The organism is Streptomyces polyasparticus (assembly GCF_014493765.1).
In the GTDB taxonomy this organism is placed as follows: domain Bacteria; phylum Actinomycetota; class Actinomycetes; order Streptomycetales; family Streptomycetaceae; genus Streptomyces; species Streptomyces polyasparticus.
The window spans coordinates 300,625-323,057 of sequence record NZ_JACTVJ010000011.1; the positions used below are offsets into that span (position 1 = coordinate 300,625).

At 70.9% G+C, this 22,433-nt stretch carries 19 protein-coding genes; 14 read left to right on the forward strand and 5 right to left on the reverse strand.

The window, feature by feature from the left end; genetic code table 11:
• Positions 1–146 precede the first annotated feature (146 nt).
• The 6 genes from H9Y04_RS23410 (at position 147) to H9Y04_RS23435 (ending at position 7,022) form a co-directional block, all read left to right on the forward strand.
• Entirely contained in the window at positions 147–1,298 is a 1,152-nt protein-coding gene (locus H9Y04_RS23410) for a quaternary amine ABC transporter ATP-binding protein (protein ID WP_187815947.1), read from the forward strand.
• Positions 1,291–3,915 carry an ABC transporter permease/substrate binding protein gene (locus tag H9Y04_RS23415; RefSeq protein WP_187815948.1) on the forward strand — a complete coding sequence of 875 codons (2,625 nt, stop codon included), beginning with the start codon at positions 1,291–1,293 and terminating at the stop codon, positions 3,913–3,915. The genes H9Y04_RS23410 and H9Y04_RS23415 overlap by 8 nt, the downstream gene beginning before the upstream one ends.
• A gap of 117 nt (positions 3,916–4,032) precedes the next feature.
• The gene (locus H9Y04_RS23420) at positions 4,033–5,025 is read left to right on the forward strand and encodes a hypothetical protein (RefSeq protein WP_187815949.1); all 993 of its coding nucleotides are present in this window, start codon (positions 4,033–4,035) and stop codon (positions 5,023–5,025) included.
• Positions 5,026–5,069: 44 nt separating this feature from the next.
• Complete coding sequence (locus H9Y04_RS23425; RefSeq protein ID WP_187815950.1) at positions 5,070–5,534, forward strand: ComEA family DNA-binding protein; 465 nt, start codon at positions 5,070–5,072, stop codon at positions 5,532–5,534.
• Positions 5,535–5,760: 226 nt separating this feature from the next.
• On the forward strand, positions 5,761–6,306 hold the full coding sequence (locus H9Y04_RS23430) for a helix-turn-helix domain-containing protein (protein ID WP_187815951.1): 546 nt from the start codon (positions 5,761–5,763) through the stop codon (positions 6,304–6,306).
• Positions 6,306–7,022, forward strand: coding sequence for a helical backbone metal receptor (locus H9Y04_RS23435; protein ID WP_438818139.1), 717 nt, complete (start codon positions 6,306–6,308; stop codon positions 7,020–7,022). Before H9Y04_RS23430 ends, H9Y04_RS23435 begins: the two co-directional genes overlap by 1 nt.
• Here the strand turns inward: H9Y04_RS23435 and H9Y04_RS23440 are convergent.
• Positions 6,991–8,112, reverse strand: a complete 1,122-nt coding sequence (locus tag H9Y04_RS23440) for a TDT family transporter (protein WP_187815953.1) — start codon at positions 8,110–8,112, stop codon at positions 6,991–6,993. The genes H9Y04_RS23435 and H9Y04_RS23440 overlap by 32 nt on opposite strands.
• Before the next feature lie 70 nt (positions 8,113–8,182).
• Here H9Y04_RS23440 and H9Y04_RS23445 point away from each other — a divergent pair, with 70 nt between their 5' ends.
• Complete coding sequence (locus tag H9Y04_RS23445) at positions 8,183–9,118, forward strand: LysR family transcriptional regulator (RefSeq protein WP_187815954.1); 936 nt, start codon at positions 8,183–8,185, stop codon at positions 9,116–9,118.
• 78 nt (positions 9,119–9,196) lie between these two features.
• On the opposite strand, the gene H9Y04_RS23450 is transcribed toward H9Y04_RS23445, so the two are convergent.
• The 3 genes from H9Y04_RS23450 to H9Y04_RS23460 all read right to left on the reverse strand — a co-directional run bounded on the left by H9Y04_RS23450 (position 9,197) and on the right by H9Y04_RS23460 (position 12,311).
• A complete protein-coding gene (locus tag H9Y04_RS23450; RefSeq protein WP_187815955.1) occupies positions 9,197–9,916 on the reverse strand; it encodes a gamma-glutamyl-gamma-aminobutyrate hydrolase family protein in 720 nt (239 codons plus the stop codon).
• Between the two features lie 31 nt (positions 9,917–9,947).
• Positions 9,948–11,405, reverse strand: a complete 1,458-nt coding sequence (eat, locus tag H9Y04_RS23455) for an ethanolamine permease (protein WP_187815956.1) — start codon at positions 11,403–11,405, stop codon at positions 9,948–9,950.
• Positions 11,406–11,585: 180 nt separating this feature from the next.
• Positions 11,586–12,311 (reverse strand): FadR/GntR family transcriptional regulator, encoded by a 726-nt coding sequence (locus H9Y04_RS23460; RefSeq protein WP_187815957.1) that lies wholly within the window; start codon positions 12,309–12,311, stop codon positions 11,586–11,588.
• Between the two features lie 77 nt (positions 12,312–12,388).
• On the opposite strand from H9Y04_RS23460, the gene H9Y04_RS23465 reads away from it, so the two are divergent.
• The 5 genes from H9Y04_RS23465 (at position 12,389) to H9Y04_RS23485 (ending at position 18,389) form a co-directional block, all read left to right on the forward strand.
• Positions 12,389–13,753, forward strand: coding sequence for a glutamine synthetase family protein (locus H9Y04_RS23465; RefSeq protein ID WP_187815958.1), 1,365 nt, complete (start codon positions 12,389–12,391; stop codon positions 13,751–13,753).
• A gap of 110 nt (positions 13,754–13,863) precedes the next feature.
• A complete protein-coding gene (locus H9Y04_RS23470; protein WP_187815959.1) occupies positions 13,864–15,225 on the forward strand; it encodes an aldehyde dehydrogenase family protein in 1,362 nt (453 codons plus the stop codon).
• Between the two features lie 5 nt (positions 15,226–15,230).
• Positions 15,231–16,013, forward strand: a complete 783-nt coding sequence (locus H9Y04_RS23475) for a 3-oxoacyl-ACP reductase (RefSeq protein WP_187815960.1) — start codon at positions 15,231–15,233, stop codon at positions 16,011–16,013.
• Positions 16,014–16,090: 77 nt separating this feature from the next.
• Positions 16,091–17,356: a haloacid dehalogenase-like hydrolase gene (locus tag H9Y04_RS23480; protein ID WP_187815961.1), complete on the forward strand. Its 1,266-nt coding sequence runs from the start codon at positions 16,091–16,093 to the stop codon at positions 17,354–17,356.
• 28 nt (positions 17,357–17,384) lie between these two features.
• On the forward strand, positions 17,385–18,389 hold the full coding sequence (locus tag H9Y04_RS23485) for a DUF2510 domain-containing protein (protein ID WP_187815962.1): 1,005 nt from the start codon (positions 17,385–17,387) through the stop codon (positions 18,387–18,389).
• A 34-nt stretch (positions 18,390–18,423) separates the two neighbouring features.
• Here H9Y04_RS23485 and H9Y04_RS23490 read toward each other — a convergent pair whose 3' ends face one another.
• The gene (locus H9Y04_RS23490) at positions 18,424–19,626 is read right to left on the reverse strand and encodes an amino acid deaminase/aldolase (protein ID WP_187815963.1); all 1,203 of its coding nucleotides are present in this window, start codon (positions 19,624–19,626) and stop codon (positions 18,424–18,426) included.
• A gap of 237 nt (positions 19,627–19,863) precedes the next feature.
• On the opposite strand from H9Y04_RS23490, the gene H9Y04_RS23495 reads away from it, so the two are divergent.
• Entirely contained in the window at positions 19,864–21,234 is a 1,371-nt protein-coding gene (locus H9Y04_RS23495) for a hypothetical protein (RefSeq protein WP_187815964.1), read from the forward strand.
• Entirely contained in the window at positions 21,231–22,379 is a 1,149-nt protein-coding gene (gene mycP, locus H9Y04_RS23500; protein ID WP_187815965.1) for a type VII secretion-associated serine protease mycosin, read from the forward strand. The genes H9Y04_RS23495 and mycP overlap by 4 nt, the downstream gene beginning before the upstream one ends.
• Positions 22,380–22,433 lie beyond the last annotated feature (54 nt).

A 22,433-nucleotide genomic window follows, 5' to 3' on the forward strand; every position in this document is an offset into this window, starting at 1 on the left:
CGGGAAACGCCAGGGCAGGCGCGCACCCGGAGCGGACCCGTGCCGGATACAACCATTTCCGGCCGGGCAGCGGGCAGACCCCGCGCAGCTCCACAGCCCGCCGGCGGGGGAGGCGGGCTGTCTTTACGTACGACCCGAGAGGTTTTATGTCCAGGCTCCAGGCGGAGCACCTGTACAAGGTGTTCGGCAGAAGGCCCGAAGACGCGGTACACCGGCTCGAAGCAGGCGCCGACCGCGACGAACTGCGTGCCGAAGGCACCACGGCGGCGGTGATCGACGCTTCGTTCACCGTGGAGCCGGGGCAGATCTTCGTCGTGATGGGGCTGTCCGGATCCGGAAAGTCCACGCTCCTTCGCATGCTCAACGGGTTGCTGGAGCCCACCGCCGGACGCGTGCTCTTCGACGGCGACGACATCACCCACCTGAACCCCAGGAAGCTCCGCGAGGTCCGCTCCAAGAAGATCAGCATGGTCTTCCAGCACTTCGCGCTCTTCCCGCACCGCAGCGTCCTCGAGAACGCCGCGTACGGACTCGAAGTCCAGGGCGTCGCCAAGGAGGAGCGTCTGCGGCGCGCCACCGAGGCGCTCGAACTGTGCGGCCTCAAGGGCTGGGAGAAGTCCTGGCCGGACGAGCTCTCCGGCGGTATGCAGCAGCGTGTGGGCCTGGCCCGTGCGCTCGCCACCGACGCCGATCTGCTGCTCATGGACGAGTCGTTCAGCGCGCTCGACCCGCTGATCCGCCGCGATATGCAGGACCAGCTGCTCGAACTGCAGAAGACCCTGAAGAAGACCATCGTCTTCATCACCCACGACCTCAACGAGGCCATGCGCCTGGGCGACCAGATCGCCGTCATGCGCGACGGCCGCATCGTCCAGACCGGCACGGGCGAGGACATCCTGGTCCGTCCGGCCAACGACTATGTGCGCCGCTTCGTCGAGGACGTCGACCGCACCCGGGTGCTCACCGCCGGTTCGATCATGGAGAAGGTCGCCGCCGACACCGAGTTCAGCGACGACGAGGGCTCCTCGTGCAGCGCGGAGACCCCGGTGGCCGAGCTCTTCGCGGCGCTCGCCGAGGGCACCACCGAGATCTCGGTGACCGACGACGACGGCGACCTGATCGGTGTCGTCGGGCACGAGCAGCTGTTCTCCGCGCTCGCCGACGAAGCGCGTATCGACGAGACCGCCGACGAGACCCATACCGACAAGGCCGGAGCCGAAGCGGCCCCGACCGCGGGGGTGCAGGCCGCCGTCCCGGCGCCGCGCGAGACCGTGAAGGCGGTGAAGTCCGATGCCTAGGCTCGAATTCGGCTCCTGGGTGGAGGACGCGGTCGGCTGGCTGCAGACCCACCTCGCCTGGCTCTTCGACTTCGTCAACAGTGTCCTCGAGGGCATGTACGAGGGCGTCGACACGGTCCTCAGCGCCGGTGAGCCGCTCCTGATCGCCGGCATCTTCGCCGTGATCGCATGCTGGCTGCGCGGTCTGCTGCCCGGCTTCCTGGCCTTCGTGGGCTTCGCCCTGATCGATTCGCTCGGTCTGTGGGACGACGCCATGGCAACGCTGTCACTGGTGATCGTGGCCGCGGTGATCACCGTGGTGCTCGCCGTGCCGCTCGGTATCTGGGCCGCGAAGAGCAAGCGCATCAGCGGTGCGATACGTCCGGTGCTCGACGTCATGCAGACGATGCCGGCGTTCGTGTACCTGATCCCCGGCGTGATGTTCTTCGGCGTCGGCGTGACCCCGGGTGTCATCGCCACGATCGTCTTCGCGATGCCGCCCGGCGTGCGCATGACCGAGCTCGGCATCCGTCAGGTCGACGGCGAACTGGTCGAGGCCGCCGAGGCCTTCGGCACCAGCCCGAAGCACACCCTCACCCGGGTGCAGCTGCCCCTCGCGCTGCCGACGATCATGGCCGGTATCAACCAGGTCATCATGCTGGCCCTGTCGATGGTCGTCATTGGCGGCATGGCGGGCGCGGGCGGTCTCGGCGAGAAGGTGTACGCCGCGATCACCCAGCTCCAGGTCGGCCTCGCCGCCGAATCCGGTGTCGCCGTGGTCATCCTGGCCATGTACCTGGACCGGATGACGGGCGCCCTCAACCAGCGCGTCTCGCCGCTCGGCCGCCGCGCCGCCGCCAAGGCCGCGGCCGCCGCGGGCCGCCTCAAGTTCGTGCACTACAAGCCCGGCACGGCGATCGCCACCGTCGGTGTGGTCGTGCTCGCCCTGGTCGCCGGCGGCATGAACATCGCCGTTTCCAAGGACGACTCGGGACCGCAGACGGCCGCCGCCGACATCGGCAAGGGCAAGAAGATCAACCTGGGCTACATCCCCTGGGACGAGGGCATCGCCTCCACGTACCTGTGGAAGGAGCTCCTGGAGCAGCGCGGCTACGAGACGGACATCAAGCAGCTCGACCCGGGCCCGCTCTACTCCGGCGTCGCCCGCGGCGACATCGACTTCCAGACCGACGCGTGGCTCCCCACCACGCACAAGGACTACTGGGACAAGAACGCCGCGAACCTCGAGGACCTCGGCTCCTGGTACGGACCGACCTCCCTTGAGCTGACGGTGCCTTCGTACATGAAGGGCATCGATTCGCTCGAGGATCTGAAGGGTCAGGGGAAGAAGTTCAAGGGGAAGATCATCGGCATTGAGGCCAGTGCCGGGATGATGAAGACCTTGAACGAGAAGGTGCTGAAGGACTACGGGCTGGAGGGGGAGTACAAGGTCGTCTCGTCCAGTACGTCGTCGATGCTGGCGGAGCTGCAGCGGTCGATCCAGAAGAAGGAGCCGGTCGTGGTGACCCTGTGGTCGCCGCACTGGGCGTACGGCAAGTACGACCTGAAGAAGCTCCAGGACCCGAAGAAGGCCTGGGGCGAGGGCGAGCAGATCCACACCGTCGCCCACAAGGGCTTCTCCAAGAAGGACCCGACGGTCGCGAAGTGGCTGAAGGACTTCAAGCTGGACGAGAAGCAGCTCACCGGCCTGGAGAACGCGATCAAGGACGCCGGCGAGAACAACGAGCAGCAGGCCGTGAAGACCTGGCTCAAGAAGAACCCGGGCCTCGTCGACAAGCTCGCCCCCGTGCCGGGCGGCGGTGCCAAGGCGCAGGGCCGCGACGCCGGCATGACGGTCGACATGGGCTACTTCCCGTGGGACGAGGCCATCGCCTCCACGTACCTCTGGGAGAACATCCTGGAGGACCGCGGCTACAAGACCACGAACAAGCAGCTCGACCCGGGGCCGCTGTACACCTCGCTCGCGCAGGGTCAGATGGACGTCCAGTTCGACGCGTGGCTGCCGACGACGCACAAGGACTACGTCGACCAGTACAAGGACAAGCTCACCGACATCGGGTCCTGGTATGGCCCGACGTCGCTCGAACTGTCCGTGCCTTCGTACATGAAGGGCATCGATTCCCTTGAGGATCTGAAGGGTCAGGGGAAGAAGTTCAAGGGGAAGATCATCGGCATTGAGGCCAGTGCCGGGATGATGAAGACCTTGAACGAGAAGGTGCTGAAGGACTACGGGCTGGAGGGGGAGTACAAGGTCGTCTCGTCCAGTACGTCGTCGATGCTGGCGGAGCTGCAGCGGTCGATCCAGAAGAAGGAGCCGGTCGTGGTGACCCTGTGGTCGCCGCACTGGGCGTACGGCAAGTACGACCTGAAGAAGCTCCAGGACCCGAAGAAGGCCTGGGGCGAGGGCGAGCAGATCCACGTCATGGGCAAGAAGGACTTCGCCAAGGACTTCCCGGAGCTCAACGGGTGGCTGAAGAACTTCAAGATGACCGAGGAGGAGCTCGCCTCCCTCGAGGTCGAGATCCAGAAGGGCGGCCCCGACCAGCAGAAGGAATCCGCCCGCCGCTGGCTCGACGCGCATCCGGAGATGCTCGACAGGTTCGCGCCGGTGAAGTGAGGTTCGGGGGCTGACGCTCCCGTGTCGCTTCGAAGGGTGGGGTTCACCACGGCCTGTGGTGAACCCCACCCTTCGGTGCGTTCCGCCGGCTTCACCTGTTCCTTACCCTCGGAGCTCGTGTCCCCGTCCCGCCGTGCCGTGCCCCTGAGCGCCGCCGCCGTCCTGGTCCTGGCCCTGATCGTGGGCCTGCTCCAGATCGGCCGCGCCGACGCCGCCCCGGTCTCGGCCGCCGCCGGACGCCTCGCGGTGCTCGCGGGCGACGCGCGCGCCGCCGACGGCCACGCGTACGGACTGACCGACGACACCGGGCGCACCATGGACGCCGCGGAGATACGGCAGGCCGCGGACGGCAGCTATCTCGCCGTCTATCACACGGTGCTCGACGACGGCCGCTTCCACGCGGCCGTCGCCACGTCCACCGACCTCGTGCACTGGACCCGCCGCCATGACTTCGGGCCCGGCACCCATCAGGCCACGCTGGCCGAGGATCCGGCCGGCGGCTGGATCCTCGCCTTCGAGCGCGATCCCCGCAATCACATAGCGATACGGGGATACGCGAGCCTCGACGGCCTTCTGTCCGGGCAGGCGGACCGTTCCTTCGACGCCCCGCTCACGCTCTCGCGCTGCGCCGAGGGCACCCCCGCCATCACCGCGGTCCGCGGCGACACCATCGAACTGACCGGCCACTACCGGTCCGGCTGCGACATCGACCGCCAACTGCGCGCCACGCTCGAGGACTTCACCACCTGGCAAGCCGAGCCCGACCCCACCCTGGACACGGCGCTGCGCGCATGGGGGAGCAACGGCAACATCGGCGACCGCTCGTCCGTACGGCTCGACGGCCGCGACCTGGTCGTCATCGAAGGACAGCGGCTCCGCGACGACTTCGCCAGCTGGCGCACGTACATCTACGATCCCCGCCGCGGCCGCGCCGACCTTCTGACGCTGCGCACCCACGGCGCCAGCACGGCCTTCGCGAACCCCGCGGTCTCCCTGCTGACGTCACCGTCGGGCCGCCCGGCGCTGCTCGTCAGCGCGTTCATCCCGCGGGAGGGCGCGGCGCCCGGCGAGGCCGGACAGATGGTCTTCTGGCGCGAACTCGGGGACTGAGGTCCCGGGGCCCGTCATCGCTTGCTTCCGTAGGTTCGGTGGTGATGAGCCAGAACCCGCCTCCCGCCCTTCTCGCGCGGCTCGTGCTCAGGGCTCGTGCCTGGGTCCACGCCGTGGCCGCCCGCGTGGACGAGTCGCCCGGCTCCGGTGCCGCTTCCACCGGCACGGAGCAGAACCGCGACGCGGCGCATACGGCTGCAGAGAAGGCGGGCCGCCGCAAGGAGGCGCGGCAGCTGCTCGCCAAGAACCCGGCGGCGGCCCGCGAACTGCGGATCGGGCGGCCCGATCTGCCCCGTGCCTACGACGACGGCGGTCTCGTCGACATCAACGGCGTCTCCGCCGATGTGCTCGTCCACGAGCTCGGCTGGAGCGCCGTCGAGGCGGTCGACGTCATCGAGGCGCGGGAGCGGCTCGGGCGGTTCGACGGCCCGAACGAGCTGATCTCCCTCACCGGCATCCCGCCGGCCCGGGTCGACGCGGCGAGCGACCGGCTCGTCTACTCGGCCTGATCTGCTCTCGGCTTGATCCGCTCCCGCCCGGCGCGCGCATCGGCTGCACGCGCATCGGCTGCACGCGGATCTACCGACGGGCGCGTGCATTACCAGGGCGGAGGGCAATCCGGATGGGGTTGTGGGAGCGAACTATCAGCAGACCAGTTGACAGGGCGAGGGCAGCTGCCCTTGCGTAGGGTGCTGGGAACAGCGATCTGACCGCAGCGAAGCGAGGGGGGCCGGCATGGACGACAAGTTCTCCGGACGGGTCGGTTCTGCCATCCGGCGACGGCGCAGGGCGCTCGGCCTCACCCTTGCCGCGGTCTCGGGACGCAGCGGTCTTTCGGTGCCGTTCCTCAGCCAGATCGAGAACGAACGGGCCCGCCCCAGCACCACCTCCCTCGAACGGGTCGCCGACGCGCTCGGCACCACCGCCGTCGAGCTGCTTTCGGCCGCCGATGCCGAACGGATCGTGGAAGTGGTGCGCTCCGGACCGGCCGACGAGATGCCCGAGGTGCGGTCCCTGGTCCACGGCAAGCATCAGCTGCACGCCCTCGAATTCGTCGGCGACCACGACTCGGGGCGCGAATTCCGCCACCGCAACGACGAGTTGATGTACGTGGCCGAAGGCGCCGTGGAGGTCGAGGCCGACGGCCGCGCCTACCGCCTCGCGCGCGGCGACACCATGTTCCTGTCCGGCGGAGTGCCGCACCGCTGGCGCGCGGCCGTGCCCGACACCCGCGTCCTGGTGGTCGCGGTGGCCGAGCACATCAAGGCCGAGCACGAGTGATCCGCAGGGTCGTCTCGCTGGTGCCTTCGCTGACGGAGGCGGTGGCGGCGAGCGCTCCCGAGCTGCTCGTCGGCGCCACCGACTGGTGCACGCATCCCGCGGAGCTCGAAGTGGTCCGCGTGAAGGGCACCAAGAATCCGGACGTACGAAGGATCCTCGCGCTCCGGCCCGATCTGGTGCTCGCCAACGAGGAGGAGAACCGCCCGGCCGATCTCGCCGAGCTGCGCGCCGCCGGGCTGCACGTCCTCGTCACGCACATCCGTACGCTCCCGCAGGCGCTCACCGAACTCGACCGGGTCCTGCGGACGTGCGCCCTGCCCAGGCCGCCGTGGCTCGACGAAGCCGCCGAGGCCTGGGCCGAACCCCCGGCGCTCCCGCCGTGCCGCGCCGTCGTCCCGATCTGGCGCCGCCCCTGGACGGTGCTCGGCCGAGAGACCTTCGCCGGCGATCTCCTCGCGCGCCTCGGTGTGGTCAATCTGTACGCGGAGCACAGCGAGCGCTACCCGCGGATCCCGCTCGACGAACTGCACGCCCAGCGCCCCGATCTGGTGGTCCTGCCCGACGAGCCCTACCGCTTCACGGCCGACGACGGGCCGGAGGCGTTCGCGGGAACCCCTGCGGCGCTCGTCGACGGCCGCTCGCTCACCTGGTACGGACCGTCCCTGGTGGAGGCGCCGGCCCGGCTCAGCGCGGAGCTGCGAGCAGCTTTCCGTTGAACAGACCGCGCAGGGTGTTCACCGCCGCGACCAGGACGGCGGCCACGAGGAACACATAGAGCGTGGTGGCCAGCCAGGAGTAGGCGTCCAGGCCGGTGTGCCGGGCCAGTCCTGCGGCTCCGGTGACACAGGTGCCGACGGGGAAGGTGAATCCCCACCAGGTCATCGCGAAACCCATGCCCGCCCGCCGCGCCCGGATGACCAGGGACAGCGCGAGCGCCAGCCACAGCAGGGCGAAGCCCATCACCGGTACTCCGTAGACGACGGCGAACGCGCTGAACGCCGAGGCGTAGTCCTGGCTGATCGCGTCGGGTGCCACGTCCGCGAGCGCATTGACCGCGGTCGTGGACTGGCCGAGCGGGCCGAGGACCAGGAAGAGGGTGGGCGTCAGGGCGAGCGGCAGCGGTCCGTGCACCACAAGGCGGCCGAAGATCAGGGGCAGCATGACGAAGGTCGCGATCAGGCTGATTCCGAACATCGCGTAGCTGGCGAGCAGCATCGCCTCCTGCCACTGTCCCTGCGGCAGATGGGGCAGCAGGGCCGGGCCCTGAGCGGCCGAAACCATGGGGGCGACCACAGGCAGCAGCCATACGGGGCTCGCCTCGTCCAGGGCGATCTTGTGCCGGGCGACCATCAGATACGGCACGGCCGTGGAGGCCGCGAGCCCCACCAGGGTGCCGGCGACGAAGAGGACCGCGTCCACGCCGATCGCGGCCCGCTCGCCGATCACGTCCTTGCCGACGAGCAGGGTGGCGCCGCCCACCGCGAGCAGGGCCATCGACAGACAGCCGTAGAACGGGGCGACCCGGGGATCGAGCAGGTGCGAGCGGGCCTGGTCGCGGTGGTGGATCCAGTGCACCGCCCGTGCGCAGAGCAGCACGGCAAGGGCGGTCGCGGCGATCGCCCAGACGCCCACGGTGACGGGTCTCGGCACCGGATGCGGCAGCGTGGCTCCGGCCGACGCCACGATGGAGATGCCCATCACCGCGGCGTACCAGTTGGGCCCGAGATGGCGCACCGTCGCTCGCGTCCCGGTGTCGACAGCGGTGCGGGACGGGGAGGGGGTGCGGGTACTCGAGTACGTTGCCATGGCTTCAGCCTGTGCCAGGTGCACGGCCCGCACCAGCCCGTACCGGCCTATGTGGACATAAGCTGGCGTTATGAGTGACAGCACCGCCGCAGGTCAGGAGCCCGTTACGGCCGACCGGCTCGCCCATCGAGTGCCCGACCTGGGCGCGCTGCAACTGCTCATCGCGATCGCCCGCCTCGGCAGCCTCGGGCGGGCCGCCCGCGAGCTCGGGATCACCCAGCCCGCGGCGAGCAGTCGCGTACGGGCGATGGAGCGGCAGCTGGGCGTCGCGCTGGTGGACCGTTCGCCGCGCGGCTCGAAGCTCACCGACGCGGGCGCGCTCGTCACCGACTGGGCGCGTCGGATCGTCGAGGCGGCGGAGGCCTTCGACGTGGGGGCACAGGCGTTGCGCGACGGGCGCGACAAGCGACTGCGCGTGGCGGCGAGCATGACGATCGCGGAGTACCTGCTGCCCGGCTGGCTGATCGCGCTGCGTCATGAGCGTCCCGGTACGGCCGTCCAACTGCTCGCGGGGAACTCGCAGTTCGTGGCAGAGCGGCTGCTGGCCGACGCGGTGGATCTGGGGTTCGTGGAAGGACTGACCGTTCCTTCCGGGCTCACCGGTGTCGTCATCGCCCGTGACCACCTGGTGGTGGTCGCCGCGCCCACGCATCCCTGGGCCAGGCGGCGGCGGCCGCTCGATCCGGAGGAGCTGGCGCGGACGCCGCTGATCCTGCGTGAGCACGGGTCGGGGACGCGGCAGGTGCTGGATGCCGCGCTCGGCGGGCTGGCGGATCCGTTGCTCGAACTCGCGTCGACCACCGCGGTGAAGGCGTCCGCGGTGAGCGGTGCGGGGCCCTCGGTGCTCAGTGAGCTTGCGGTGGGGGAGGAGTTGGCTGCCCGTCGGCTCGTACGTGTCCCTGTGGACGGTGTGCCGCTGGACCGGGCCCTGCGTGCCGTTTGGCGCGTCGGGCACCGGCCTGTGGGGCCTGCTCGGGATCTGTTGTCGTTGACGCGGGCGGGCTGAATTTTCCCCTACCCGCCCCTTCCCGAAACTGGGGGCTTCGCCCCCAGGCCCCCGCATCCGAACTTCGTTCGGATCTCCTCAAACGCCGGAGGGGCTGAGATGGCCGGCCGGGCTGGATTGCGCCGCCTCCACCAACCCCCGCATCACCCGCAGATCCGCCCCCATCTCCGGATGCCACTGCACGCCCAACACCCAGCCGGGACCCGGTAGTTCGACGGCCTCCGGTGTGCCGTCCGCGGCGTGGGCCGATACCGTCAGGCCCCGGCCGAGGACGGCGACGGCCTGGTGGTGGTACGTGGGGACGTCGTCCGGGCCCGGGACGAGTGAGGCGTACAAGGTGTCTGGCACGGGCTGCACCTTGTGCGTGCCGAAGACGCCGACCGGCCCCGTGTGGCCGTCCAGATGCTGCAGCAGCGTGCCGCCGAGCGCGACGTTGAGCAGCTGCATCCCTCGGCAGATCCCCAGGAGCGGCTTGCCCGCCGCCAACGCCGCGTCGATCAGGGCGAGTTCCCACGCGTCCCGCTCCCGCGCGGGCGGCCCCGTACGAGGGTCGGCCTCGGCGCCGTACCGTACGGGCTCCACATCGGGGCCACCGGCGATCACCACACCGTCCAGGCGCGCGACCACGGCGGGCGCGTGCGCCGGATCGTCCGGCGGCAGCAGCGCCGCGATCCCGCCCGCGTCCTGCACGAGCCGGGGATAGCCGACGGGCAGCAGCGCCGCGTCCAGCTCCCAGACGCCCCAGCGCGCACCGGACTCCTTGTAGGTGCTGATCCCGATCAGCGGCCTGCTGCTCACCCGTCACCCTCCATCACGCCGGACGTTCCGGCTAATTGCGTTCCAACTCTGCCTCGGCGGCCGCCAGCGCCGCGAACTCCTCCTCCGGCGCCTTCGCCACCAGATGCTTGCGGCTGTAGACCCCGAAGTACGCGATCGCCACGACGTACACGCCGAGAGCGATGAACGCCGCGGTGACATCCACCAGGAAGGTCGCGACCAGCGCGGAGAGCGAGAGCACCAGGGCGATGCCCGAGGTCCAGACGCCGCCAGGCGTGCGGTACGGGCGGTTCAGGCCCGGTTCGCGGCGGCGGAGCACGATGTGCGAGAGCGACATCAGGGCGTACGAGATGGTCGCGCCGAACACCGCGATGTTCAGCATCCGTGCGCCGTCCCCGCTGCCCGCCGCCAGCGCGAACCCGATCGCGCCGGGCACCAGGAGGCCGAGGTAGGGCGCCTTGCGGCTGCTGGTCAGGGACAGGAAGCGCGGCAGATAACCGGCGCGGGACAGGGCGAAGAGCTGGCGGGAGCCTGCGTAGATCAGCGAGAAGAAGGAGGCCACGAGACCGGCCAGCCCCGCATAGTTGATGATCCGGCTGAGCCCGGTGGCCTTGCCGTCCGGCTGCAGCGCCTCGACCAGCGGGTTGCCCGCCTCCTGGATCGCCGCCGAACCGCGCGCTCCGGACGCGGCGAAGAAGGTCAGCAGGGCGAGCACCACGAGGATCGCCATCGACCAGCGGATCGCCTTGGGCAGCGTACGGGCGGGCTCGCGGGTCTCCTCGGCGGCCAGCGGCACGCCCTCCACGCCCAGGAAGAACCACATGCCGAAGGGGAACGCGGCCCAGATGCCGAGCAGTCCGAACGGCAGCCAGGAGTTGGAGCCGAAGGCGCCGTCGTCCACCTTGATGTCGTTGAGCCCGGATGCGTCGAACTCCATGAACGCGCCGACGGCGAAGATCAGGAGCGCGGCGACCGCGATCCCGGTGACGACGAAGCTGAACCGCAGCGCCTCGCCCACGCCCCAGAGGTGGATGCCGATGAAGATCACGAAGCAGGCGAGATAGACCGGCCAGCCGGATTCCAGGCCGAACAGGCCGAGGGACTCGACGTAGTCGCCGATGAAGATGGAGATCGCGGCCGGTGCCAGGACGTACTCGATGAGGATCGCCGTACCGGTGAGGAAGCCGCCCCAGGGCCCGAGCGCACGCCGCGCGAAGCCGTAACCGCCGCCCGCCGTGGGCAGGATGGCGGAGAGCTCGGCGAGCGAGAAGACCATGCAGACGTACATCAGGCCCATCAGGACCGTGGCGATCGCCAGGCCGCCGAAACCGCCTTCGGCGAGGCCGAAGTTCCAGCCCGAGAAGTCGCCCGAGACGACATAGGCCACGCCGAGCCCGGTGAGCAGCAGCCAGCCGGCGCTGCCGCGCTGGAGCGCGCGCTTCTTCAGATACTCGTCGTCGCTGTTTTTCGGTGGTGCGGTGGCGTCGCTCTTGTCGCTTGCTTGGGTCATCGCAGGGCTCCCCGCTCAGGGCCGGTGGCTTCGGTGGCTTCAATGGAGCGAGTGCATACCATTGCGGTGGGCCGACGCGGAGCGCAAGTCCCTTGCGTTACTTTCCGGTTACCGCATGGACCATGCGGCCTGGCCCTCGGCTACGCGAGAGAGCCTTCGGCTACGCGAGAAGGCCCTCGGCTACGCGAGAAAGCCGCGCAGCAACGCCGCTGTGCCCGCGCAGTGTTCCCGCATCGCGGCCCTCGCGCGCTCCGGATCCCCGTCGAGCACCGCCGCCACCAGCTCCGCGTGCTGCGCCTGCGAGTGCTCCAGATTCCGTACGAGCAGCGGGATGCAGTCGAGCAGGTCATTGACCTGCGCCCGTACGGCGGCATAGTGCGCGGTCAGCGAAGGCGAGCCGGACAGCTCCGCCAGGGTGAGGTGGAACAGGGTGTCGCGGCGGCGGTAGTCGGTCAGCGGCGCGTCCTGGGTGGCCGCGAGCGCCGAACTCAGGTGCTGGGCCTGCTTCTTGGTGAGCGGACGTGCCGCGCACAGCTCGGCCGCCCCGGTCTCCAGGACCTCGCGGAAGCGCAGGACGTCCTCCACGTCGACGTCCTTCAGGCGCCGGCGCAGCTCGTCCTCGCCGGTCGCGTCCGTGCGGGCCAGGACGAAGGTGCCGCCGTACCGGCCGCGCCTGCTCTCCACCAGGCCCTCGTCCTGCAGGACCCTGAGCACCTCGCGCAGCGTCACCCGGCTGATGCCGAGCAGCTCCGCCAGTTCCCGTTCGGCGGGCAGCCGTTCGCCGGCCGCGACCAGTCCCAGGCGGATGACCTGGAGGACCTGCTCCAGGGCCTCCTCGAAACCGTTGCCCGCGCGCACCGGACGCAGGACGCGAGCGAGCCGGTCCATCCGTTCGGCTGTGGTCATCGGCCGTTTCCCCCTTCCCAAGGAATGGTCTGAAGCAATACCTTAAGCCACTCCGGAGCGACCGAGGAGGACTCCCCGTGGCAGACCGCACCGCCCCCCTAGGCGTCGAGGAGCTGCGCGCTCTCGTCGCGAGCGGCGAGATCGACACCGTCGTCCTGGCCTTTCCCGACATGCAGGGACGTCTCCAGGGCAAGCGGTTCGCCGCCGGCTTCTTCCTCGACGAAGTGCTGGAGCACGGCACCGAGGGCTGCAACTACCTGCTCGCCGTCGACACCGAGATGAACACCGTCGAGGGCTATGCGATGTCGAGTTGGGACCGCGGCTACGGCGACTTCGCCATGCACCCCGACCTGTCCACGCTGCGCCGGGTGCCGTGGAACGAGGGCACCGCGATGCTCATCGCCGACCTGGCCTGGAACGACGGGGGGCCGGTCGTCGCCGCACCCCGGCAGATCCTGCGCCGCCAGCTGGAGCGGCTCGCCGAGCTCGGGTACACCGCCCAGGTGGGCACCGAGCTGGAGTTCATCGTCTTCCGCGACAGTTACGAGGAGGCCTGGGACCGCGAGTACCGCGACCTGATCCCGGCCAACCAGTACAACATCGACTACTCGGTGCTCGGCACCGGCCGGATCGAGCCGCTGCTGCGCCGGATCCGCAACGAGATGGGCGCGGCGGGCCTGACCGTGGAGTCCGCGAAGGGCGAGTGCAACCCCGGGCAGCACGAGATCGCCTTCCGCTACGACGAGGCCCTGGTCACCTGCGATCAGCACGCGATCTACAAGACCGGCGCCAAGGAGATCGCCTCGCAGGAGGGCATGGCGCTCACCTTCATGGCGAAGTTCAACGAGCGCGAGGGCAACTCCTGCCATATCCATCTCTCGCTCACCGACGCCGACGGCGCCAACGTCATGGCGGGGCCCGGCGGCCACGGCATGTCCGAGGTCATGCGGCACTTCCTGGCCGGCCAGTTGGCCGCCCTGCGCGACTTCTCGCTCCTGTACGCGCCCAACATCAACTCGTACAAGCGCTTCCAGCCGGGCTCGTTCGCCCCGACCGCCGTGGCCTGGGGCCACGACAACCGCACCTGCGCGCTGCGCGTGGTCGGCCACGGCCGCTCCACCCGCTTCGAGAACCGGCTGCCGGGCGGCGATGTGAACCCGCATCTCGCGGTCGCGGGCCTGGTCGCGGCCGGTCTGTACGGCATCGAGCAGAAGCTGGAACTCCCCGAGGCCTGCGCGGGCAACGCCTACACCGCCGACTACGCGCACGTCCCGACCACGCTGCGCGAGGCGGCCGAGCTCTGGGAGAACAGCCCGATCGCCAAGGCCGCGTTCGGCGACGAGGTGGTGGCGCACTACCTCAACATGGCGCGGGTCGAGCTGAACGCCTTCGACGCGGCCGTGACCGACTGGGAACTGCGGCGTTCCTTCGAACGGCACTGATCCTTCCGGCGCGAACGGCACTGACCCTTCGGGCCCGCTTGCCCTGTCTCGCCCGCTTCCCCTGCCCTGCCCGCTTCTCCCGCCCCGTACGTACATCTGTGAGGCCTGACTTGCTCCACGAGCACCACGTACTCAACCCCGCGACCGAGGAACTGGTCGCAACAGTCCCCGCCACCACCCCCGCCGAGGTCGACGCGGCGGTCGCCCGCGCGGCCCGCGCCCAGTCCTCCTGGGCGGCGCTCGCTCCCGCGGACCGTGCGCGCATCCTGCGGCGCGTGGCCGACGCCATCGATCAACACGGCGAAGAGCTGGCCCAGTTGGAGGTCCGCGAGGCCGGGCACACGGTGGGCAACGCCCGCTGGGAGGCCGGCAACGCCCGCGATCTCTTCGCTTACGCGGCCGGCGGAGTGGAACGGCTGACCGGCCGCCAGATCCCGGTCACCGGCGGCGTCAACATCACCTTCCAGGAACCCCTCGGCGTCATCGGCGTGATCGCACCCTGGAACTTCCCGATGCCGATCGCCGCCTGGGGCACCGCCCCCGCGCTCGCCGCCGGCAACGCCGTCGTGCTCAAGCCCGCGGAGACCACCCCGCTCACGGCTGTGCGCCTGGCCGAACTCGCCCTGGAGGCAGGCCTTCCCGAGCACCTCTTCCAGGTCCTTCCGGGCGCGGGCGATGTGGCCGGAGACGCCCTGGTGGAACACCCGGGTGTCGCCAAGATCGTGTTCACCGGCTCCACCCGGGTCGGCAAGCAGATCATGGCCAAATGCGCGGACCACGTGAAGCGGCTCACGCTCGAACTCGGCGGCAAGAGCCCCAACATCGTCTTCGCCGACGCCGACATCGAAGCCGCCGCCGCGGCCGCCCCCATGTCCTTCCTGGACAACTCAGGACAGGACTGCTGCGCCCGCACCCGCATTCTCGTCCAGCGCTCGGTCTACGACCGCTTCCTCGACCTGCTCGCGCCCGCCGTCGAGTCCGTGGTCGTCGGCGACCCCGCGGACGAGAAGACCCAGATGGGTCCGCTGATCTCCAAGTCCCAGCTGGAGCGGGTGCGTTCGTACGTGCCCGAGGGCGCGGCCATCCGCGGCAGCGCGCCGGACGGACCGGGCTTCTGGTTCCCGCCGACGGTATTGACGGATCTGGACCCCGCGGCGCCGGTCTGCGTCGAGGAGGTCTTCGGACCGGTCGCCGTCGTCCTGCCCTTCGAGGACGAGGCCGACGCCGTACGGCTGGCGAACGCCACCGAGTACGGCCTGTCCGGCTCGCTGTGGACCCGCGACGTGGGCCGCGCGCTGCGCGTCTCGGGCGCCGTGAAGGCAGGCAACCTGTCCGTGAACTCCCATTCCAGCGTCCGCTATTGGACTCCGTTCGGGGGCTACGGGCAGTCGGGTCTTGGCCGCGAACTCGGCCCCGACGCCCTCACCGCTTTCACCGAAACCAAGAACGTCTTCATCAGCACGGAGGCCTGATCCGCATGACCGACCAGAACATCTGCCGCCGCCTCGTCGGCCGTACCGCCGTCATCACCGGAGCCGGCAGCGGTATCGGCCTGGCCACCGCACGCCGCCTCGCCGCCGAGGGCGCGCACGTGGTCTGCGGCGACATCGACGAGACCGCGGGCAAGGCCGCCGCCGAGGAGGTCGGCGGCACGTTCGTACGGGTGGACGTGACCGACGCCGAGCAGGTCGAGGCGCTCTTCAAGACCGCGTACGACACCTACGGCTCGGTCGACATCGCGTTCAACAACGCGGGGATCTCGCCGCCCGACGACGACTCGATCCTGGACACCGGGCTCGAAGCCTGGAAGCGCGTCCAGGAGGTCAATCTGACCTCGGTCTACCTGTGCTGCAAGGCGGCCATCCCCTACATGCGCCGCCAGGGCAAGGGCTCGATCATCAACACCGCGTCCTTCGTGGCCCGGATGGGCGCGGCCACCTCGCAGATCTCGTACACCGCGTCCAAGGGCGGCGTCCTCGCGATGTCCCGCGAACTCGGCGTGCAGTTCGCCCGCGAGGGGATCCGGGTCAACGCCCTGTGCCCGGGACCGGTCAACACCCCGCTCCTCCAGGAGCTGTTCGCCAAGGACCCCGAGCGGGCCGCGCGCCGCCTGGTGCACATCCCGGTCGGCCGCTTCGCGGACGCGGACGAGATCGCCGCCGCCGTGGCCTTCCTCGCGAGCGACGACTCCTCGTTCGTGAACGCCACGGACTTCCTGGTCGACGGCGGGATCTCCGGGGCGTACGTCACCCCGGTGTGATCCCACCGGTCACGGTCGAAGACGGGCGGGCGGAACCACGGGTTCCGCCCGCCCGTCGCCACATCGAGAGGAGACGAATGAACCGCCGCCGCCTGAGAATCGCCACGGCCCTCGCCGCCACCACGGCTGCCGTCGCCGGTATGTCCACGGCCGAGGCCGCACCGGCCGCGCACCGGGCCGAGCCCTGCCCCACCCTGACCGTCACCGAGGGCTGGCATGCCGACAACAAGTCCCGCCTCCAGGACCTGATCGACGAGTACGGCACGTGTGCCACCGGCAACGGTGCACGCCCCGTCGCCGTCTTCGACTGGGACAACACCGTCGTCAAGAACGACGTGGGCGACGCCACCATGTTCTGGCTCCTGCGCAACAGCAGGATCAAGACCCCGTACAAGAACGACTGGCACACGACGAGCCGCTACCTCACGGACGATGCGGCCACCGCCCTGCGGCAGGCCTGTCCCACGACCACGGGCAACCTGCCCACCGGCAGGAACACCGTCTGCGCGGACGAGATCCTCTCCGTGTACGCGGACGGCGAGACCACCGCGGGCAAGGCGGCCTTCGCCGGCCACGACCGCCGCCGCATGGAACCCTCGTACGCCTGGCTCGCCCAGCTCACCCGCGGCTGGACCGCCCACCAGGTCCAGGGCTTCGCGGCGGCGGCCCGCAAGGAGAACCTCGCCGCGCCCGTCGGCACGAAGCGGCGCGTCGGCACGAAGGACGTCACCGGCTGGGTCCGCTACTACGACCAGCAGCGCGACCTGATCCGGGCGCTGCACAAGGCCGGCTTCGACGTGTGGATCAGCTCGGCCTCGCCCCAGCCGGTCGTCGAGGCATGGGCGCGCGGCACGGGAATCGGCCCGGACCGGGTGATCGGCATCCGCAGCGTCGTCGAGCAGGGCCGCCTCACCCGGCATCTGAAGGGCTGCGGCACGGTCGCGGACGGCGACGACTCGATGATCACGTACATCGACGGCAAGCGCTGCTGGATCAACCAGGAGGTGTACGGGGTTCACGGCGCCCCCGCCGAGCAGGTCCAACCCGCCCACCGGCGCCCGGTGTTCGCGGCCGGGGACTCCGACACGGACGTGTCCTTCCTGCGCGACGCCACCGCGCTGCGGCTCGTGATCAACCGCAACAAGGCCGAGCTGATGTGCCGCGCCTACGACAACAGCGACGGCCGCTGGCTCGTCAACCCCATGTTCATCGAGCCGAAGAAGCAGCAGAGCACCCCGTACCCGTGCGCGAGCACCGGCTACACGCACTCCGACGGCTCGTCGGGCCCGGTCCTGCGCGGCGACGGCAGCGTGGTTCCGGACCAGGAGGACACGGTGTACTGACCGAAGGGGCACCGCCTAGGGTGGCCGGATGAGCATGCCCCCGACGCCGCCCGGCTGGTATCAGGACCCTGAGGCGCCGTCCCACGAACGCTGGTGGGACGGCACCGCATGGACCCCGCACACCCGCGTCGCCCAGGCGCCCGCCGTGGGACACGGCCTCGCGCCGGCCGGACCCGCGCAGCACAGCGGTCAGTACCCCGGGCAGCACAGCGGTCAGTACCCCGCGCAGCACAGTGGTCAGTTCGGGCCGCCCGCGCCCGTCGCCTCCGGCGGGCCGGGCGGACACGCCAAGGTCGTGGCGCTCGCCGCGGCCGGGGTCGTGCTCGTCGCCTCGATCGTCACCGGTGTCGTGGTCCTGGGCAAGGACGACAAGTCCGACCCCGGGGCCTCGACCCGCACCAGCCCGACCGCCGAGGCCACGGCGCCGGACGACAAGCCCGAGCCGACGGTGACGGCGTCTCCCGAGTCCGATGCGAAGGTGCTCGAGGACCAGCTCAACGGCATCACGATGCCGATACCCGAAGGCTGGGAGCGGCCGAAGAACACGGTCGAGAAGGCCGTCACCATGACCACCGAGGGCACCTACCCCTGCCCCGGCGACGCGGGCTTCTGCTACCACGGCAGGGTCACCTCGCGGACTGTGGCCTCGGGTGCGGGCAGTGATCCCGAGGTGGCCGCCAAGACCGATATCACCGAGGCCGCCGACAGCTCGTACGACCGCGATGTGATCGACCGCCGTCCGTACAACGGCATCACCTCGCACACCGAGCTCAAGTCCGAGGAGGTCGTCGTCGCGGGATCCACCGGCTACCTGGTGCGCTGGCGGGTCAAGACCGGGGCGGGCAACGGCGGTTACGTGCAGTCCGTGGTCTTCCCGAAGCCCGGCACCGACACTCTGATCGCCGTGCGCTTCGCGTTCGACGCGGACGACGGGCCGCCGTTGTCGCTGATGGATGAGATCACCAAGAGCATCCGCCGCATCGGCGACAAGGGCGCGACGGACGGGGGCGTGGGTTCGAGCATCGCGCCCTGAGCGCGCGGCCCGCAGGCCTGCGCGCCCGGCAGACCTAGAGGAAGGTGTGCCCCTCACCGCGATACGTGGGCACCGTGGCCGTCACCCGGTCGCCCTCGACCAGATGCAACTGCGCGAAGCGCTCGCACAGTTCACCGGCCTTCGCGTGCCGGAACCACACCTTGTCGCCGATCCGCAGATCGTCCGCGGGCGAGCCGAGCAGCGGTGTCTGCACCTCGCCCGCGCCCTCCTGCGGGTCGTACGTCAGGCCTTCCGGGAGATACGGGACCGGCGAGCGGTCCTTGCCCGCCGCACCCGACGCCGGATAGCCGCCGCCGAGCACCGTGACGACCCCGACCCCGGGCCTGCGCACCACCGGCTGCGCGAACAGTGCGGCCGGACGTCCGCTGAACGACGTGTAGTTGTCGAAAAGCCGCGGCTGATAGAGCCCCGATCCGGCGGCGATCTCCGTCACCGCGTCCTCGGCCGCCGTGTGCTGCACACTCCCGGTGCCACCGCCGTTGACGAACTCCAGGTCCGGGGCCACGGCTCGCACCGCCCGTACGGCCTCGGCCCGCCGCGCGGCCAGCTCACGCCGCGCCGCGCTCTGCATCGCGCGGATCGCCCGCGACCTGACCGGCCGGCCGAGCAGCGCATCGCCCACACCGGCGACATGACCCTCGTACGCCATGATCCCGACCAGCCGGAACCCCGGTGTGCGCGCCACGGCCCGTGCCAGGTCGGCCAGTTGGGCGGGGGAGTGCAGCGGGGAGCGGCGCGCCCCGATGCGGACGCGGCCGCCCAGGAGCTTGAGCGCGGTGTCCAGTTCCAGACAGACCCGTACCTCCTCGCGCCCGCCGTCGCGTGCCGCCTCGATCAGCCGCAGCTGCGCCGGGTCGTCGATCATCACGGTCACGGCCGCGGCCAGCTTGGGATCGGAGGTCAGCTCGGCGAAGCCGGCGCGGTCCGCGGACGGATAGGCGAGCAGCACGTCCTCGAAGCCCGAACGCGCCAGCCACAGCGACTCGGCGAGCGTGAAGGACATGATCCCGGCGAAGCCGTCCCTGGCCAGGACCCGCTCGAGGAGGGCGCGGCAGCGTACGGACTTGCTCGCCACCCGGATCGGCTTGCCGCCCGCGCGGCGGACCAGGTCGTCGGCGTTGGCGTCGAACGCCTCGAGGTCGACGATCGCGAGCGGGGCGTCGAGCTCGGCGGTGGCCTTGTCGAAACGGGCACGGTCTGCGCTGCGTGCGGTCATGAACGAAGACTGCCAGACACGATTACCGCTTGGTAGGGGGATGATCCGGACAGATCACCCCTGACCTGCGGACTGGTTCCCGCATGCACAGCACGAGACCGTAGAGTGACGCGCAGGCAGGGAGGAACGGGCCTGTCCCCACAGGTGATCGACACTGGTGACGGACGCGCGTGACCGGCGGCGCCGAGCATGCCGGAGCAAAGGCCCGGACCCGCGAGTTCAGCGAACGGGGGGTGGATGAGTACCGAAGCGCAGCGCGCCGACGTCCCCCCGCGCCCCACGTCCCCGCCTCCGCCGCTCGCCTCGTCGCGGCTGCCGGATCATGCGCCCGCCGTGGACTCTGCCGCGGCCGTCGCGGGCGGCCCCGCGTCCACCGATGCGGACCGGCTCCCGCCCCGTCCCGCAGGCGCCGAGACCTCGGTACCGCCGATGCCCGCCGTGCCGCCCAGACCCGCGGCCGCACCCGCCGCACCCGCCGCGCGCGAAGCGGCCACCGCCGGCGACGCGCCGGTCGCCGAGCCGTCCAACGCGGGCCCGCGCCCCGGAAGTTCCCCCTCCGGTACGCAGGCGCCGGTCGCTCCCCGTTCCCGGCCGGGCCCCGAAACGCCCACCGAGACCACCACCCGCCTGCGTCCGGTGACGGCGGGCCCCCTGCCTCCCGAGGCCCCGCGCCGCCCGGCCGGCGCCCCGCCGCGCCCCGCATCGCACCCGCCGCAGGACCCACCGGGCCTGCGCCGGCGGCGGCCCGTCGGCTCCGTCGACCTCACGCCTCGCCCGGACGCCGGACCGCCGCTGGTCTTCGCACCGCCCGCAGCCTTCGACGACCACACCACCCGGCTGCGCCCGGTGCGCCGCAGCCGCGCGCGGATCGTCGCCGCCACCACCTGCCTCGTACTCGGCGTCGGGCTCATCGCCGGTGCGGTGACCGGCAGTTGGCTGACCGGCGAGTCCGGCGCGGCCGCCGCCGACGCCGATGTGTTCGCCGCCGCGGCCGACGCCTGGCACAGCGAACCGGTGGACACGCTCTTCCCCCGTACGGTCGCGGGCGAAGGCGCCGGACCCGGCGGCGCGGACCGGCGCTGGACGCGGATCGCCGTCGCCCCCGACAGCACCTGCGCCAAGGGGCTCGATCCGCTGCTGCTCAAGACCCTGGAGACGGCCGGCTGCAAGCGGCTCGTCCGCGCCACGTACACCGATGCCACCCACAGCTATGTGACCACCGTGGGCATGGCGTTCACCGAGGCCGACGCCGAGACGATGAGTGCCCTGCGCACCCGCTTCGATAAGGAAGGCCTCACCACCCGCCCCGAACTGATGCCGGGGACCTACCCGGTCAAGGGCACGGTCGCCGAGGACTTCGGGCCACGGCAGCGGGCCAGCTGGAGCGTCTCCGTACTGAACGACGCACCCGTCGTGGTGTTCGCGGTCTCCGGTTTCGCCGACGGCCGCGCGGTCGAGGACCCCGAGCCGGCCGCACAGGCCATGGCCGAGGGCGCCACCAGCGCCCCGGCCCAGTCCGGTCTCGGCCACGAGGCGCAGGGCCTGGCCGACCGCATCGAGCGGGGCCTGCGCAAGAAGGCCGCGGAGGCCACGGAGGACGGTTCGTGAGGGTTCGATCCATCGGCGCCCTGCTCCTCACCGGCGCCCTCGTGCTGCTGCCGACGACCGCCGCGCACGCCGACACGATCCGCGCCCAGCAGTGGGCGCTCGAGGCCCTGGACGCCGACCGGGCCTGGGCGACGACCAAGGGCGAAGGCATCACGGTCGCGGTGCTCGACACGGGAGTCGACGGCACCCACCCCGACCTCCGCGACAACGTCCTCAAGGGCAAGGACATGATCGGCTTCGGCGCCCGGCAGGGCGACACGGCCTGGGCCCGGCACGGCACCAACATGGCCGGCATCATCGCGGGCCACGGCCACGGCCCGGGCCGCGCGGACGGCGTGCTCGGCATCGCCCCCGGGGCCAAGATCCTGCCTGTACGGGTGATCCTCGAGGACGGCGACAAGTCCCGTACGAAGGCCCGCAATACGCGCGGCACCGCCCTCGCCGACGGCATCCGCTGGGCCGCCGACCACGGCGCCGACGTGATCAACATGTCGCTCGGCGACGACAGCGAATCCGCGCACGCCGACGCCCGCGAGGACGCGGCCGTCCAGTACGCCCTCCGCAAGGGCGTGGTCGTGGTCGCCTCCGCCGGCAACGGCGGCGAGAAGGGCGACCACATCTCCTACCCTGCGGCCTACCCCGGCGTCATCGCCGTCACGGCCGTGGACCGCTACGGGGCCCGCGCCTCCTTCTCGACCCGGCGCTGGTACGCCACGGTCAGCGCGCCGGGCGACGACATCCTGATGGCGGGCCCGGACCGCGAGTACTACAAGGGCTGGGGCACCTCGGCCGCCGCCGCCTTCGCCTCCGGCGTGGTCGCCCTGGTCCGCTCCGCCCACCCGGACCTCGACCCCGCCCAGATCAAGCGGCTACTGGAGGACACGGCGGAGGACTCCCCGTCGGGCGGCCGCGACGACTCCTTCGGCTACGGCTTCATCAACCCGGTGGCCGCGATCGAGAAGGGCGCCGGGATCAAGTCCGCGGCGGCACCCGCGTATCCGAAGAAGTACTTCGGCCCGGGCCCCTCCAAGAAGGAAGCGGGATCAGGGCCGTCGAGCTGGTTCGGTCTTGCGGTGGGCGCACTCGGCGCGGGCCTGCTTGTGGCCGCGACGGTGCTGTGGCGCCGGGGGACCGGCAGGCTCTAGCCGGGGGACCGGCAGGCTCCAGCCGTACGCGGGATCCTCGAAGAACATCCGTGG